Origin of the sequence: Brevundimonas lenta (genome assembly GCF_014196335.1) — a bacterium.
GTDB classification, from domain to species: domain Bacteria; phylum Pseudomonadota; class Alphaproteobacteria; order Caulobacterales; family Caulobacteraceae; genus Brevundimonas; species Brevundimonas lenta.
On record NZ_JACIDM010000001.1, the window covers coordinates 253,888 to 265,860 of the forward strand.

At 66.3% G+C, this 11,973-nt stretch carries 16 protein-coding genes and 1 tRNA gene; 6 read left to right on the forward strand and 11 right to left on the reverse strand.

Annotated features, from left to right (window positions below):
- Window positions 1-82 precede the first annotated feature (82 nt).
- Window positions 83-568: a thermonuclease family protein gene (locus GGR12_RS16885; RefSeq protein ID WP_183202056.1), complete on the forward strand. Its 486-nt coding sequence runs from the start codon at window positions 83-85 to the stop codon at window positions 566-568.
- 16 nt (window positions 569-584) lie between these two features.
- On the opposite strand, the gene GGR12_RS01335 is transcribed toward GGR12_RS16885, so the two are convergent.
- The 7 genes from GGR12_RS01335 to GGR12_RS01360 all read right to left on the reverse strand — a co-directional run bounded on the left by GGR12_RS01335 (window position 585) and on the right by GGR12_RS01360 (window position 4,760).
- Entirely contained in the window at window positions 585-884 is a 300-nt protein-coding gene (locus GGR12_RS01335) for a Rap1a/Tai family immunity protein (protein WP_183202058.1), read from the reverse strand.
- A 65-nt stretch (window positions 885-949) separates the two neighbouring features.
- Window positions 950-1,279 (reverse strand): excalibur calcium-binding domain-containing protein, encoded by a 330-nt coding sequence (locus GGR12_RS16805; RefSeq protein WP_183202060.1) that lies wholly within the window; start codon window positions 1,277-1,279, stop codon window positions 950-952.
- A 265-nt stretch (window positions 1,280-1,544) separates the two neighbouring features.
- Window positions 1,545-2,108 (reverse strand): HGGxSTG domain-containing protein, encoded by a 564-nt coding sequence (locus tag GGR12_RS16890; RefSeq protein ID WP_425486200.1) that lies wholly within the window; start codon window positions 2,106-2,108, stop codon window positions 1,545-1,547.
- A 103-nt stretch (window positions 2,109-2,211) separates the two neighbouring features.
- Window positions 2,212-3,450 (reverse strand): AAA family ATPase, encoded by a 1,239-nt coding sequence (locus tag GGR12_RS01345; protein WP_246328706.1) that lies wholly within the window; start codon window positions 3,448-3,450, stop codon window positions 2,212-2,214.
- A 15-nt stretch (window positions 3,451-3,465) separates the two neighbouring features.
- Window positions 3,466-3,684 carry a helix-turn-helix transcriptional regulator gene (locus GGR12_RS16895; RefSeq protein ID WP_183202064.1) on the reverse strand — a complete coding sequence of 73 codons (219 nt, stop codon included), beginning with the start codon at window positions 3,682-3,684 and terminating at the stop codon, window positions 3,466-3,468.
- Window positions 3,685-3,824: 140 nt separating this feature from the next.
- Window positions 3,825-4,487, reverse strand: coding sequence for a hypothetical protein (locus GGR12_RS01355; protein ID WP_183202066.1), 663 nt, complete (start codon window positions 4,485-4,487; stop codon window positions 3,825-3,827).
- A 196-nt stretch (window positions 4,488-4,683) separates the two neighbouring features.
- Window positions 4,684-4,760: transfer RNA gene (locus GGR12_RS01360), tRNA-Arg, on the reverse strand.
- Between the two features lie 167 nt (window positions 4,761-4,927).
- On the opposite strand from GGR12_RS01360, the gene GGR12_RS01365 reads away from it, so the two are divergent.
- Window positions 4,928-6,220: a hypothetical protein gene (locus GGR12_RS01365; protein WP_183202068.1), complete on the forward strand. Its 1,293-nt coding sequence runs from the start codon at window positions 4,928-4,930 to the stop codon at window positions 6,218-6,220.
- Window positions 6,221-6,284: 64 nt separating this feature from the next.
- Here GGR12_RS01365 and GGR12_RS01370 read toward each other — a convergent pair whose 3' ends face one another.
- Window positions 6,285-7,067 (reverse strand): SDR family oxidoreductase, encoded by a 783-nt coding sequence (locus tag GGR12_RS01370; RefSeq protein ID WP_183202071.1) that lies wholly within the window; start codon window positions 7,065-7,067, stop codon window positions 6,285-6,287.
- Complete coding sequence (locus tag GGR12_RS01375; RefSeq protein ID WP_183202073.1) at window positions 7,064-7,363, reverse strand: 4a-hydroxytetrahydrobiopterin dehydratase; 300 nt, start codon at window positions 7,361-7,363, stop codon at window positions 7,064-7,066. Before GGR12_RS01375 ends, GGR12_RS01370 begins: the two co-directional genes overlap by 4 nt.
- A gap of 118 nt (window positions 7,364-7,481) precedes the next feature.
- Here GGR12_RS01375 and GGR12_RS01380 point away from each other — a divergent pair, with 118 nt between their 5' ends.
- The 4 genes from GGR12_RS01380 to GGR12_RS01395 all read left to right on the forward strand — a co-directional run bounded on the left by GGR12_RS01380 (window position 7,482) and on the right by GGR12_RS01395 (window position 11,089).
- On the forward strand, window positions 7,482-8,186 hold the full coding sequence (locus tag GGR12_RS01380; RefSeq protein ID WP_183202074.1) for a Crp/Fnr family transcriptional regulator: 705 nt from the start codon (window positions 7,482-7,484) through the stop codon (window positions 8,184-8,186).
- Window positions 8,187-8,249: 63 nt separating this feature from the next.
- On the forward strand, window positions 8,250-9,029 hold the full coding sequence (locus GGR12_RS01385; protein WP_183202076.1) for a class I SAM-dependent methyltransferase: 780 nt from the start codon (window positions 8,250-8,252) through the stop codon (window positions 9,027-9,029).
- Complete coding sequence (ubiB, locus tag GGR12_RS01390; RefSeq protein ID WP_183202078.1) at window positions 9,017-10,615, forward strand: 2-polyprenylphenol 6-hydroxylase; 1,599 nt, start codon at window positions 9,017-9,019, stop codon at window positions 10,613-10,615. The genes GGR12_RS01385 and ubiB overlap by 13 nt, the downstream gene beginning before the upstream one ends.
- Window positions 10,616-10,639: 24 nt before the next feature.
- Window positions 10,640-11,089, forward strand: a complete 450-nt coding sequence (locus GGR12_RS01395; protein WP_183202079.1) for a hypothetical protein — start codon at window positions 10,640-10,642, stop codon at window positions 11,087-11,089.
- Here the strand turns inward: GGR12_RS01395 and arfB are convergent, their stop codons facing one another.
- Window positions 11,090-11,494, reverse strand: a complete 405-nt coding sequence (arfB, locus tag GGR12_RS01400) for an alternative ribosome rescue aminoacyl-tRNA hydrolase ArfB (RefSeq protein ID WP_183202081.1) — start codon at window positions 11,492-11,494, stop codon at window positions 11,090-11,092.
- A complete protein-coding gene (locus GGR12_RS01405; RefSeq protein WP_183202084.1) occupies window positions 11,491-11,955 on the reverse strand; it encodes a YaiI/YqxD family protein in 465 nt (154 codons plus the stop codon). Before GGR12_RS01405 ends, arfB begins: the two co-directional genes overlap by 4 nt.
- Window positions 11,956-11,973: the final 18 nt, after the last annotated feature.

An 11,973-nucleotide genomic window follows, 5' to 3' on the forward strand; every position in this document is an offset into this window, starting at 1 on the left:
GCTGGTCAGCTTACGGGCCTCGCGCCAGCGTCTGCTATCCACCCATTTTGGGCTCGCGTGACCCGGTCGACGAGGCTGCCTGATGTCTGTCTACGCATTGCCACCTGAACCGCCGGCAATCGTCGGTCGCGCCTCAGTGATCGACGGCGATACGCTCGAAATCCATGGTCAGCGCATCCGTCTTTGGGGGGTTGACGCACCCGAGAGCCGGCAAACCTGCACGAGGGATGGGCAAACATATCGGTGCGGCCAAGAAGCGGCGAACGCCTTAGATCAGGCGGTGCGGGGGACGATAGTAGCCTGCGTGCCTGAAGGACGGCCCGATCGCTACCGCAGGATTGTCGCGAGGTGCACGGTGCGGAGGGCGCAGCTAAACCGGGCCGGGCAGTTCCATCATTGGGAGACCACGGACATCGCCCGGGATATGGTCCTCCGCGGACATGCGTTGGATTACCCGCGCTATAGCCAGGGCGCCTATGCCGACGACCAAGAGATTGCCGAAGGTTTGAGGGCGGGGGTGTGGGCTGGCGAGTTTCAGCGGCCGTGGGAATGGCGGCTTTCGGATTAGAGTGTGATCAAGGGCTTCATGGCACGCTGGCAAACGGTTCCTCAGCACAAGGAAACGTGTTCTTGAGTGCGAGAAGTACTTCCATCGCCAAATAGTCTTGTTCGTCCGTTTGGCCTGCGAGGCTCTCCAGCCACCGGTCCAGAATGTCGGTTAGTTGTTCGTCAGTGAGCGCCATTCTCGGGGGCAGGCAAAATAGCGGTACGTCCCCGTTGTTCGCCATTGCGGCGTTCGCCCATTGATAGCCGTCCGCAACCGCTGAGACATAGAAGTCCAAAAGCAGTTTTTGCTCGCCTGTCGCCCGCTGGTATTGCCCCACGAGTGGGTCTGCGTGAGCTCCAGTGCCTGACAGGGCGAGTACGCACAACGCGCTCCAAATAACCTTCATTCGCATCCGATTCCGTCCCCATCTCTATCCAAATGTGGGCCGTAGCCGGCCTCGCCACGCATTACCGGTGCGGCTCCCGCAGCCCTGGCCGCAGCACAATTGGCGTAGGCTCCACCAGCGGCCGGCGCAGCGCGTTGCCCTTGGCTCCTTCCCGATCCGCTGCCGCCTTTCTTGCCGTGACAGTGGTAGTCGCCTGTCTTCCGGTTCGTGTGGCAGCCTTGAGCATTGGTTCCGCCGCTGTGGGCGGCGACGGTGAGGGGAGCAGCCACGATGAGTGCAGCCATCGCCGCGGTTAGGAACCGGCTCATTTGCGGCGCATAGCCCATCGAACGACGAGGATCGCAATCACGAACGGCGCCAGCACAATTAGCCAATGCCAGATGCTAAGACTTCCCATTGCACGCCCCTCCCAAGGCGAAGCGAGGCTATTCTTCAACGCGAGTGTAAGTCAAAGCGGCCTGCGACTTGGATGCGCTTCTGAGCCGGAGCGGTCCCGCGATAGGCTGGGGTGATGAGGGCCCACGGACAAGCCAAGGATCAGCCTCCCAATGGTGTAGCCTGACCCCATGACGTGCGCGAGACCGATTGAGATTAGCTTTTCTCATCTGGAACACGCGTAGTCCCGCTGCTGTCTGGAGCGAGCTGACGCTTTCGATTCACCCAAGCCGCATATCCCGCGCGCGTTCGGGCCCAACCGTCGGTCGTCTTGGGCCCAGTCGAAAGTCCGCCATGGAGCCGACATCGCCCACTCTTCAGGGCCAGACACCGGCACGCATGACCCCTCCGCGTTTTCGCGCCGCAGAGACCGCGCATCGGAAGCATTTTGACGCGGAGTTTGACCCCCGCCGCGAGCAGTGCAGCTATCGTCGCGCCAGATAAGGGCAGGCGATCCCCTCCGAGCCGAGCCCGTTCGTGGCGCTGCAGCGCGCGTTGCTTTTTCGCCCTAACGCCGACAGTTGAGGCAAGAACGTAGGTCGGCAGCACCGTGTCGACCTCGATCTCCTGTACGTTCTCGAGCAGCGATTTCAGATCGGCTGGTTGGGCCATTCGGAGTTCTCGTGGAGCTGGGCTGTTTCGTCGCGTGGCGGCCGCGTAGAAGGCTATCCGGCACCAAATTTCGTGCAGCCAGTTCGGCAGCGATGTTCGTCGGCCCATGGGATCCGGAACATTGAGACAGGCGGGAGTGGGAGTGTGCCCCTATTGGGGGCACTCCCTTTCCTCCTGCCTCCTTTGCTCCCGGCGGGAGTATTGCTCCGGGTCATGCTCCCGCCTCCACCACCCAAGCCCAAGGGTCGCTGATCCCCACAAGGCCTTTGTCCTGGAGAGCCTGGCGCGCCGTCTGAAACGCCTTGCGACGAGCCTCGCCAGTGTCTGCCGCGGAGATGCCCGCCGAATAGGCGTAGGGTCGCCATGCGTCCACCCTGACCACCCGAACTCCGGCCGGTATTGGCCCGCCCGGGCTGGCTTCACCCGCGTTCGAAATCGCCTCGTGGAGCGCGTTGAGAGCGACCTTCTGCGATGCTGGGATACGGGGACCCTTCACTCGTCTCGGCCCGGACGCTTCGTCAGCCAGGATGTCGAACCGGGCACCGTCGCTTGCCAATCGGAACACCCGCCCCGCACGGGCATAGTTGGCCTTTGACAACGTCAACGTCAGGAGTCGGCGATCCTCGGGATCGTTTTGAGTATCATCGACGGTGAGGTGTAGAAAGCTTCGCGCTTGATTGCGCCAAGCCGTCGAACCGGACGTGCCTCGACCTCCCGTCGCCATGCCGCTCGTCGACGGGTGGCCTAGAAGCAGGATCGAAATTTGCTCCTGACCAGCGATGGCGTTGAGCCAGCGCAGGAAGGCGGAGACCTGATTGCGGTCGATCTCGTTTCCACCAAACACAGCCGCGGCGTAGTCGATCACCAGCAGAGAGGCACCTTCGTGCCTAACCCGATCCAGCAAGCCTTGCATGAGTGGAGTGATGATCAGCTCGCCGCCGCCTCCAGAGAAAGTGGCCAGCGTGGCGTCCATATGGGCGCAGGAAAGTGCAGTGACGTTCGCGGCGATGGCGGCAAACTCGAGTTTTTCGGCCCGACATATGCGCTGGAGCCGGCGAACTAACTCCGCCTCATCGTCCTCAGCAAACAGGCCAACCGACTTCCAGCCCAAGGGCTTTTCGCCGAGCCAAAGGCTTTGGTATTTTGACGCCATAGCGACCATGAGCGAGAGCGCCAACAGTGTCTTGCCGCTGCCTCCGTCACCGTAAAGGCTGGTCACGCAGCTATCCGGGATCAGGCCAGGCACAAGAAAGCTGCGGTCCGGGGCGTCGCGCCCCACCCAGGATAGAAGATCGATGAAGGGAAGGTCGGGGGGACTGGGAGCAGCAGGTAGTTGCTCCACCCTAACCACGGGCGCCACGGAGTTACTCACGCGAAACGTCCTATCCAGACTTTCCACACCAACAAATTTTGGCGCACTTGGACGTCGATGTGACTTCCACGGGCCCATACTTCTGCACTGTGGCTAAAGGCCACGAGGCAGTTCTCCCGCGTCGGAGGTGCTGCGCCGCCGGCGGGATTCCAGCCATGACGCGAGGTCTGCCGGGTCGTAAGCGACCCGTCGGCCGATTTTAAGGAACACCGGTCCGCCTCCGAACACTCGCAGCTTGTTCAACATGCTGGAGGACACACCCAGGAAGTTGGCGGCCTGAGAGACGTTCATGCGAGGAGAATACTGGGTCATCGAGCCACTCCATCCTTGACGCCGAGAGTTCGGCGACGGGGTGACACACCAAGTATCCAGCAGTTCCCGAAGGTAAACAGAGCCAAGCCCAGCCGGCTAGCCGGACGGCGCCGTCCAGCTAGCTGCGCCACACGCGTAAGCTAGCGCTTCGCTTGGAGCATCCCGTCGCGCCGCCACGACCGGACCCATTCAGTGAGCGTCCGAACAGTCAGGGCAGAGCCTCTCCGTCCTGATCCGTGAAGCTTGATCGCCAAGTCTTCGTTCGACAGAGCGGCGTTGGCCGATACGATACTCCGGGCAATCTTGAGTAACGCCTGTTTGTCCTCAGCGCGCCTAGCTGTCGTTGCGAGACCGCCGCTTCTGCGGCGTGCTCTATCCTGATCAAGGGCTACCGCCTTCTCCAAGAGCCTTTCGGTTTGGACGTACTGGACGGCCTCTCCGTGCGCGAGCGCTTTGCTCAGCAGCATGACCCGCGCCAAAGGCTCGTGGACGACGAGCGGGCTCGTCAGGGCTAGCTCCTCCCACAGAAGCAGAAGCTCCGAGAGCGCTACCAGTGTTTCCACCGCATCTTGGTGGTCACCTGACGGATGCTCGACGGTTTCGAGATCTGTTGCTGCAGCAATCGCCACACTTGAAACGACTCGGGCCATGGACGCGCCGACCCAGTCCTCTTCGTCAAATTCGACTATCAGCCCTGCCGCCCGCGTCGCCTTTAGCGCGGAGGTAAACCTACCGACCAAAAACTTTCGGATCTCAACCGACGACCCGCTCAGACCCCGAAGGTAGTCCTCATCAAGGTCCAATGCTTACTCCCCAGTCGCAGTGCCAGTTCGGGACACGCTCGCCGAACCCATCCAATGTGTCGAGTCGACCGTCCCAGGCACGACCCCGGAGAGCAACTGCCAGCGTCGCCGTTTCAGGAACACACTCGGTGGTGATTATGTGGTGACTGGCGAACGTTGGACTCGGAAGCCCTGTCATCCAACATATTGAAAAGGCTGGCGCACCCGACAGGATTCGAACCTGTGACCCCTGCCTTCGGAGGGCAGTACTCTATCCAGCTGAGCTACGGGTGCGTCTGCCCGGCGAGCAGGCGCCGGGACGAAGGCGTCTACAGCAGGAGCGGCCTGCTCTCAATCCCGAATGCTCAGACGCTGAACCGGAGCGGTTTCTGGACGATTTGTAAGGTTCGGCGCGGCGTTCGCTGGTCTAGCGTGCCGCCGCTTCGGCGAGGGAGGTTGCGATGCGCGCGTTTCTGATCGGTCTTCTGGTCCTGCTGGGCGCCTGCGCCACGCAACCGGCCGTGCAGCCTTCGGGGCCCGGCGGCGACAGCCTGGACGCCATCGCCCGCGACTACGTCGCCCTGATCCTCGAGATCGGCGAGCGCGAGCCCGGCTATGTCGACGCCTATTACGGCCCGGCCGAATGGCAGACGGCGGCGAAGGCCAACCCGCGCACCGTGCCGCAGCTGATCCAGGGCGCAGCGACGCTGACGCAGCGGCTGGAAGCGGTCGACACCACCGGCGCCGAGCCGGCCGTGGCGCAGCGGAAGGCCTATCTGCTGGCGCACGTGTCCGCCGCCGACGCGCGCCTGCGCATGCTGTCCGGCGAGAAGATGAGCTTCGCCGACGAGGCCTGGGCCCTGTTCGGCATCCGCCCCGAACTGCGGCCGCTGTCGTCCTATGATCCGGTGCTGGCGCAGATCGACGCCCTGCTGCCCGGGCCCGGCTCGCTGACCGACCGGGTGACCGAGTTCAAGTCGCACTACGTCATCCCGAAGGACCGCCTGCAGCCGGTCATGGACGCCGCCATCGCCGAGTGCCGCCGCCGCACGGTCGAGCACATCCAGCTGCCGGCCAACGAGAATTTCACCCTGGCCTTCGTCAGCGACAAGCCGTGGTCGGGCTACAACTACTACCAGGGCAATTCGCAGTCGAAGATCGAGATCAACACCGACTTCCCGATCTACACCGAGCGGGCGATCGATCTGGGCTGCCACGAAGGCTATCCGGGCCACCACGTCTATAACGCCCTGCTGGAGAAGACCTTCGTGGTCGACCGCGGCTGGGTCGAGATGAGCGTCTATCCGCTGTTCAGCCCGATGTCGTTCGTGGCCGAGGGCAGCGCCAACTACGGCATCGACCTGGCCTTCCCCGGCGACGAGGGCACGCGGTTCGAGCGCGAAGTGCTGTTCCCGCTGGCCGGTCTGGATCCGTCGACGGCGGAGAAGAAGGCGCAGCTGGGCGCGCTGACCCGCCAGCTGGCGCGGGCCGAGTACACCATCGCCGACGCCTATCTGGCCGGCCGCATCGGCCGCGACGAGGCCATCGAGCAGTTGATGAAATACACCCTGGCCGACCGCGCCAAGGCGACCCAGCGCCTGCGCTTCATCGACACCTATCGCAGCTACATCATCAACTACGGCCTCGGCCGCGACGTGGTGCAGGCGTGGGTCGAGCGTCAGGGGCCGGATCACTGGCAGGGCATGGAGACCCTGCTGAGCAGCCAGATCCTGCCGGCGGACCTGGTTCCCTAGTCGCCACGCATTCCAGTGGGTCGCGGTCAGAAGGCTCCGCCTTCTCGACCCGACGCGGCCACGTTCACTGCGCCGTCATGCCGCCGTCGATCCGGAACTCGGAGCCGGTGACGAATTTCGACTCGTCCGACGCGAGGTAGAGGACGCAGTAGGCGACGTCGTCCGGCTCGCCGATACGCTTCAGCGGGATGCCGCGGGCGAGGCGTTCGTGGGCCTTGTCCTCGTCGCCGCCGGCCATGGCGATGAAGGGGTCCAGGATCGGGGTCTTGATGAAGACCGGGTGGACCGAGTTGCAGCGGACGTTCCACTCCTGCTTGGCGGCCTCCAGGGCGATGGTCTTGGTGTACATCCAGACGCCGGCCTTGGTGGCGTTGTAGGCGCCCATGCCCGGCGCGGCGGCGAGGCCGGCGATCGACGAGATGTTGATGATCGAGGCCGGGGCAGAGGCGCGCAGGTGCGGCATGGCGTGTTTGCAGCCGAACATCACCGAGCGGAGGTTGATCTCATACTGGCGCTGCCAGTTCTCGACGGTGTCGTCCTCGACGAAGGACAGGGGGCCGCCGACGCCGGCGTTGTTCACGAGGATCGAGAGCCCGCCCATGGCCGCCGTGGCGGCCTCGATCACCGAGACCCACTGCGCTTCGCTGGCGACGTCGTGGGCGAAGGCGAAGGCCATGTCGGGGTGATCGGCGTTGATGGCGTCGGCAAGGGCCTGGGCGCCCGCCAGATTGACGTCGGTGACGGCGACCTTCGCCCCCTCGCGCGCCAGCATGTGCGCCATGGCCTGGCCCAACCCGCCGGCGGCGCCGGTGATGAGGGCGGCCTTGCCCGAAACACGACCCGTCATGCCTTTGCTCCCATCGCGGCGGCGGCTTCGTCGATGAAGCCGGCCATGTCGACGTCGCGTTGCGTCACGCCGCCGGCGTCGTGGGTGGTCAGCAGCACCTCGACCCGGTTGTAGACGTTCGACCATTCCGGATGATGGTCGACCTTGTCGGCGCGAAGCGCCACGCGGGTCATGAAGCCGAAGGCGGCGTTGAAGTCGGCGAACACCAACTTGCGCTCGATCCCGGGCCGGTCGCCGGCGTGTGCATGCCAGGCGGGAAGACCTTTCAGGACTTCCGCAACGTCAAGTCGTTCCATGGTCTCGCCTCCGGTTTCCCTCCGCCGTATCGCGCCCGGGCCGGGGCCACAAGCGGCGGAACGCCGGTCAGGGCGGAGCGTTACCAAGCGTCGCCTTTTCGGACCGGAGACCGCTTGCATGGACAATCTCTGGATCGCCGCGCTGGACGCCGCCGACCGCGAACGGCTGGAGCCTCATATGCGGCGCCGCCCGTTCTCGCAGGGGCAGGTGCTTTACGACGCCGGCGAGGAGGTTTCGGAGGTCTGGTTTCCGATCAACGGCGTGGTTTCGCTGATGACGGTGCTGGCCGACGAGAAGATGGTCGAGACCGCAGCCATCGGCCGCGAGGGGCTGGTCGGAGTCACCTGCGGACCGCTGAACGCGCGCGCGTCCAGCCGCGCCATCGCCCAGATCGAGGGCGTCGCCGCCTGTTGCCCGTCCGACGTGTTCTCGGAGGCGCTGGAGAACAGCGAGCCGATGCGCAAGGCGCTGGCGAAATTCACCGAGGGCCTGTTCGCCCAGGTGCAGCAGACTGCCGCCTGCAACGCCCAGCACCGACTGGACGAGCGGCTGGCGCGTTGGCTGCTGACCCTGCACGATCGGGCCGCCCACGACCGCTTCAACCTGACCCAGGCCGACATCGCCGGCATGCTGGGCGTCCGCCGCGCCACCGTGTCGGAGGTGGGTTCGGAGCTGGAGGACAAGGGCCTGATCCGCCGCGGCCGCGGCTGGGTCGAGGTGCTGGACCGGGAGTCGCTGGAAGGCGCCTCCTGCGGCTGCTACGGCCTGCTTCGGGGGGTGATGAAGGACCTCGGCCTCCCGCGTCCGAAAAACGGACGCTGAGACAAGCGCCTGCGGCTACGCAGACGGATGACGCAGGGCTTCTGACCAGCTAGACCGCGAGACATGACCGACGCATCAGACGCGCCTTCGGGCAAGACCTCGTCCTTCGGCTTTCGCGATGTCGACGCGAAGGAGAAGGTCCGCATGGTGCGCGGCGTGTTCGACAGCGTGGCGTCGAACTACGACCTGATGAACGACCTGATGAGCGCGGGCGTGCACCGGCTCTGGAAGGACGCGGCGGCGGCGAAGCTGAACCCCCGGCCGGGCGAGACCATCCTCGACGTCGCGGGCGGCACCGGCGACATGGCGCGGCGCTATTCGAAGATGGCGCGCGGCGCCCAGGTCCGGATGGGCGGCGAGGACGCCTCGGTCATCGTGCTGGACTACAACGCCGAGATGATCATGGCCGGCGTCGACAAGGGCGGCGAGCCGGAGATGAGCTGGACGGTCGGCGACGCCATGGCCCTGCCGATTCCGGACGCCTCGGTGGATGCCTATTCGATAAGTTTCGGCATCCGCAACGTGGCCGACGTGTCCCAGGCCCTGCGCGAGGCGCGGCGGGTGCTGAAGCCGGGCGGCCGCTTCCTGTGCCTGGAGTTCTCGCGTCCGACGGCGGGCCCGATCCGCAAGGCCTATGACGCCTGGTCGTTCCACGCCATTCCGCGCATCGGCGAGTGGGTGGCGAAGGACCGCGACAGCTATCAGTACCTGGTTGAGAGCATCCGCCGCTTCCCCGACCAGGCGACCTTCAAGCGGATGATCGAGGACGTGGGCTTCAGTCGCGTCACGGTGACCAATCTGTCGGGCGGCGTGGCCGCCATCCACCACGGATGGGCGATCTGACCCGGCGTATCGACCCCGCGACCCCGCCGCCGCCCCCGGCGACCATGCCGGTGCGCCGTCCGGTGGAGGCGAGCCTGCGCCTGCTGGGCTGGCTAGGCGTGCTGATCCGCCACGACGCCCTGGCGCCGCGCGAGATCACGCCGCTGCTGCCGGTGTGGGGCCGCTGGATCGCGCATTTCCTGCACCTGTTCGCCGGCCGTGAAGGCCGCGAAGGCCGCCCGGGGCAGCGCCTCGGCAAGGCGTTCGAACATCTTGGGCCCGTGGCGATCAAACTGGGTCAGGTGCTGGCGACCCGGGCCGACATCTTCGGCGTCGAGTTCGCCCGCGATCTGGGCCGATTGAAAGACGCCCTGCCGCCCTTCCCGATCGAACAGGCGCGCAAGGAGGTCGAGCGGTCGCTGGGCCGGCCCGTCGAGGCGCTGTTCAGGGACTTCGGCCCGCCGGTCGCCGCGGCGTCGCTGGCCCAGGCCCACCCGGCCTGGCTGGCCGACGGGCGCAAGGTGGCGGTCAAGGTGCTGCGTCCGGGCGTGGAGCGGCGCGTGGCGCACGGGCTGGATGCGATGCGGCTTGGGGCGGTTCTGGCCGTAAGGTTCGTGCCGCTGGCGCGCCGGCTGGAGCCGTCGGCCTTCGTAGAGACCATCGCCCGCGCCCTGACGCTGGAGCTGGACATGCGGCTGGAGGCGGCGGCCGCCTCCGAGCTCGGCGAGATCATGGCCAAGGGCGCCGGCGATCTGGGGGGCCACATGACCGCGCCGGCCGTCATCTGGGACGGGGTCGGCAAGCGGGTGCTGACGCTGGAGTGGGCGCCCGGGCTGACGCTGACCGACCCAAAGGCGATCGAACAGCCGGGCCTGGACATCAATGCGCTGGCCGACAACGTCGTGCGGTCGTTCCTGAGCCAGGCGCTGGATCACGGCACCTTCCACGCCGACCTGCACGAGGGGAATCTGTTCTGCCACGCGCCGGCAGAGCTGACGGCGATCGACTTCGGCATCGTCGGACGGCTGGGCCTGGCCGAGCGCCGCTACCTGGCCGAGATCCTGTGGGGCTTCATCAGCCGCGACTACGAGCGGATCGCGCGGGTGCATTTCGAGGCCGGCTACGTGCCGCCCGAGCATTCGGTCGAGGCCTTCGCCCAGGCTCTGCGGGCGGTGGGCGAGCCGGTGATCGGCAAACAGGCGTCACAGGTGTCGATGGGCCGTCTGCTGGGGCAGCTGTTCGAGATCACAGACCTGTTCGACATGCACCTGCGGCCCGAGCTGATCCTGCTGCAGAAGACCATGGTGTCGGTGGAGGGCGTGGCCCGCCGTCTGAACCCCGACCACGACCTGTGGGCGGCCGCCCAGCCGGTGGTCGAACGCTGGATCCGGCGCGAACTGGGTCCGCAGGCCGTGATCCGCGACGCGATCGAGGAACTGCGGGCGACGCTGAGGGCGTTGTCGAAGATGGCGCAGAACCCGCCGCAGCCCCAGACCGTTATCATCCGCGAGGCGCACACGCCGACCTGGCTGGTCGTCTCGGCGACGGTCGCGACCCTGGCCTCGATCGCCGCCCTTGTTCTGTCGCTTTGGCCTTCCATCGTCTGAACTCCCCTCCGGAGACGACCCTCAATGAAGCCGCTACTGATCGCCGCCGCCCTCGTGCTGGCCCCTGCGGCCGCGCACGCCCAGGTCGCCGCCGGCTCGATGCCCAACACATTCGACCAGCCCGCCGCCCCTGCGCGTGCGTCTGCTGCAGCGCCGGCGCCGGCCGCCCGGGCCACGGCTCCGGCCAATCCCCGCGCAGAAGCGACGCTGCGGGCCTTCATCTCGGGCGCCCAGACCGGCGCCATCGACTATTCGGTGATGACCCCCGATCTCGCGACCAAGGTCCGCGAGCAGGAAGGTCAGGTCCGGCCGCTGATCCAGAGCCTCGGCGCCGTTCAGGCCGTGGATTTCGTCGATAGTCAGGACGGCGCCGATCTGTTCGCCGTCGTCTTCGCCAATGCGGCGACGGAATGGATCATCGGCTTCGACGAGAGCGGCAAGGTGGCCGCCCTGCTGTTCCGCCCGGCCCAGTAATCAGTCCGTCAGACGCGGCTTGCCGCGGGCGTTCTTGATCGTCGAGCGCTTGGCCTTGCCCTCCAGCCGCCGTTCCTTCGAGGCGCGGGTGGGGCGGGTCGGCACGCGATAGACCGGCTTGATCGAGGCCTCGTCGACGAGGCCCTGAAGCCGTTCGATCGCGTCGGCGCGGTTGCGCTCCTGGGTGCGGTAGCGGACGGCGGTGATCAGGATCTCGCCGTTCAGGGTGGCGCGGCTGCCCGCCAGCTTCAGCAGGCGTTCGCGGACGGAGTCCGTCAGCGACGGCGAGTTGGCGGCGTCGAAGCGCAGCTGGACGCTGGTCGAGACCTTGTTGACGTTCTGGCCGCCCGGGCCGCCGGAGCGGAAGAAGCGGAACTCGAGCTCGTTCTCGGGGATGACGGTCAACGGGCGACCCGTTTCGCCAGGACGACAGCGCGATCCAGGGCCTGGAGGAAGGCGGAACGGTCCTTCGGACCGAACGGCGGCGGCCCCGAGGTGGCGACGCCCATCGAGCGCAGGTGTTCGCCGACCATCCGCCCCGCCAGGGCCGAGCCGATGGAGTCCGCCGTAAAGGGCGAGCCGTTCGATTTCAGCGCCTGGGCGCCGGCCTGAAGGCAACGGTCGGCCAGCGGGATATCCTGGGTGACGACGATGTCGCCCGGCCCGGCCCGCTCGGCGATCCAGTCGTCGGCGATGTCGGGACCGGCGTCGACCACGACCTGTTCGATCCAGGGGTCGCGGCGCGTGTTGATCCAGCCGTTGGAGACCACGAACACGTGGAGGCCATAGCGTTCGGCCACGCGATAGACCTCGTCCTTCACCGGGCAGGCGTCGGCGTCGATGAAGATGCGGGGCGAAGCGGTCATGGCGACAGCATAGCTCTC

Coding starts and splice junctions, on each gene's coding strand:
- GGR12_RS01385 (WP_183202076.1), top strand. CDS start 8,250: ATGACCGACGCATCAGACGCGCCTTCGGGCAAGACCTCGTCCTTCGGC.
- GGR12_RS16805 (WP_183202060.1), bottom strand. CDS start 1,279: ATGGGCTATGCGCCGCAAATGAGCCGGTTCCTAACCGCGGCGATGGCT.
- ubiB (WP_183202078.1), top strand. CDS start 9,017: ATGGGCGATCTGACCCGGCGTATCGACCCCGCGACCCCGCCGCCGCCC.
- GGR12_RS01370 (WP_183202071.1), bottom strand. CDS start 7,067: ATGACGGGTCGTGTTTCGGGCAAGGCCGCCCTCATCACCGGCGCCGCC.
- GGR12_RS01365 (WP_183202068.1), top strand. CDS start 4,928: ATGCGCGCGTTTCTGATCGGTCTTCTGGTCCTGCTGGGCGCCTGCGCC.
- GGR12_RS16895 (WP_183202064.1), bottom strand. CDS start 3,684: ATGACCCAGTATTCTCCTCGCATGAACGTCTCTCAGGCCGCCAACTTC.
- GGR12_RS16890 (WP_425486200.1), bottom strand. CDS start 2,108: ATGGGCCGACGAACATCGCTGCCGAACTGGCTGCACGAAATTTGGTGC.
- GGR12_RS16885 (WP_183202056.1), top strand. CDS start 83: ATGTCTGTCTACGCATTGCCACCTGAACCGCCGGCAATCGTCGGTCGC.
- GGR12_RS01405 (WP_183202084.1), bottom strand. CDS start 11,955: ATGACCGCTTCGCCCCGCATCTTCATCGACGCCGACGCCTGCCCGGTG.
- GGR12_RS01375 (WP_183202073.1), bottom strand. CDS start 7,363: ATGGAACGACTTGACGTTGCGGAAGTCCTGAAAGGTCTTCCCGCCTGG.
- GGR12_RS01380 (WP_183202074.1), top strand. CDS start 7,482: ATGGACAATCTCTGGATCGCCGCGCTGGACGCCGCCGACCGCGAACGG.
- GGR12_RS01345 (WP_246328706.1), bottom strand. CDS start 3,450: ATGGGCCCGTGGAAGTCACATCGACGTCCAAGTGCGCCAAAATTTGTT.
- GGR12_RS01395 (WP_183202079.1), top strand. CDS start 10,640: ATGAAGCCGCTACTGATCGCCGCCGCCCTCGTGCTGGCCCCTGCGGCC.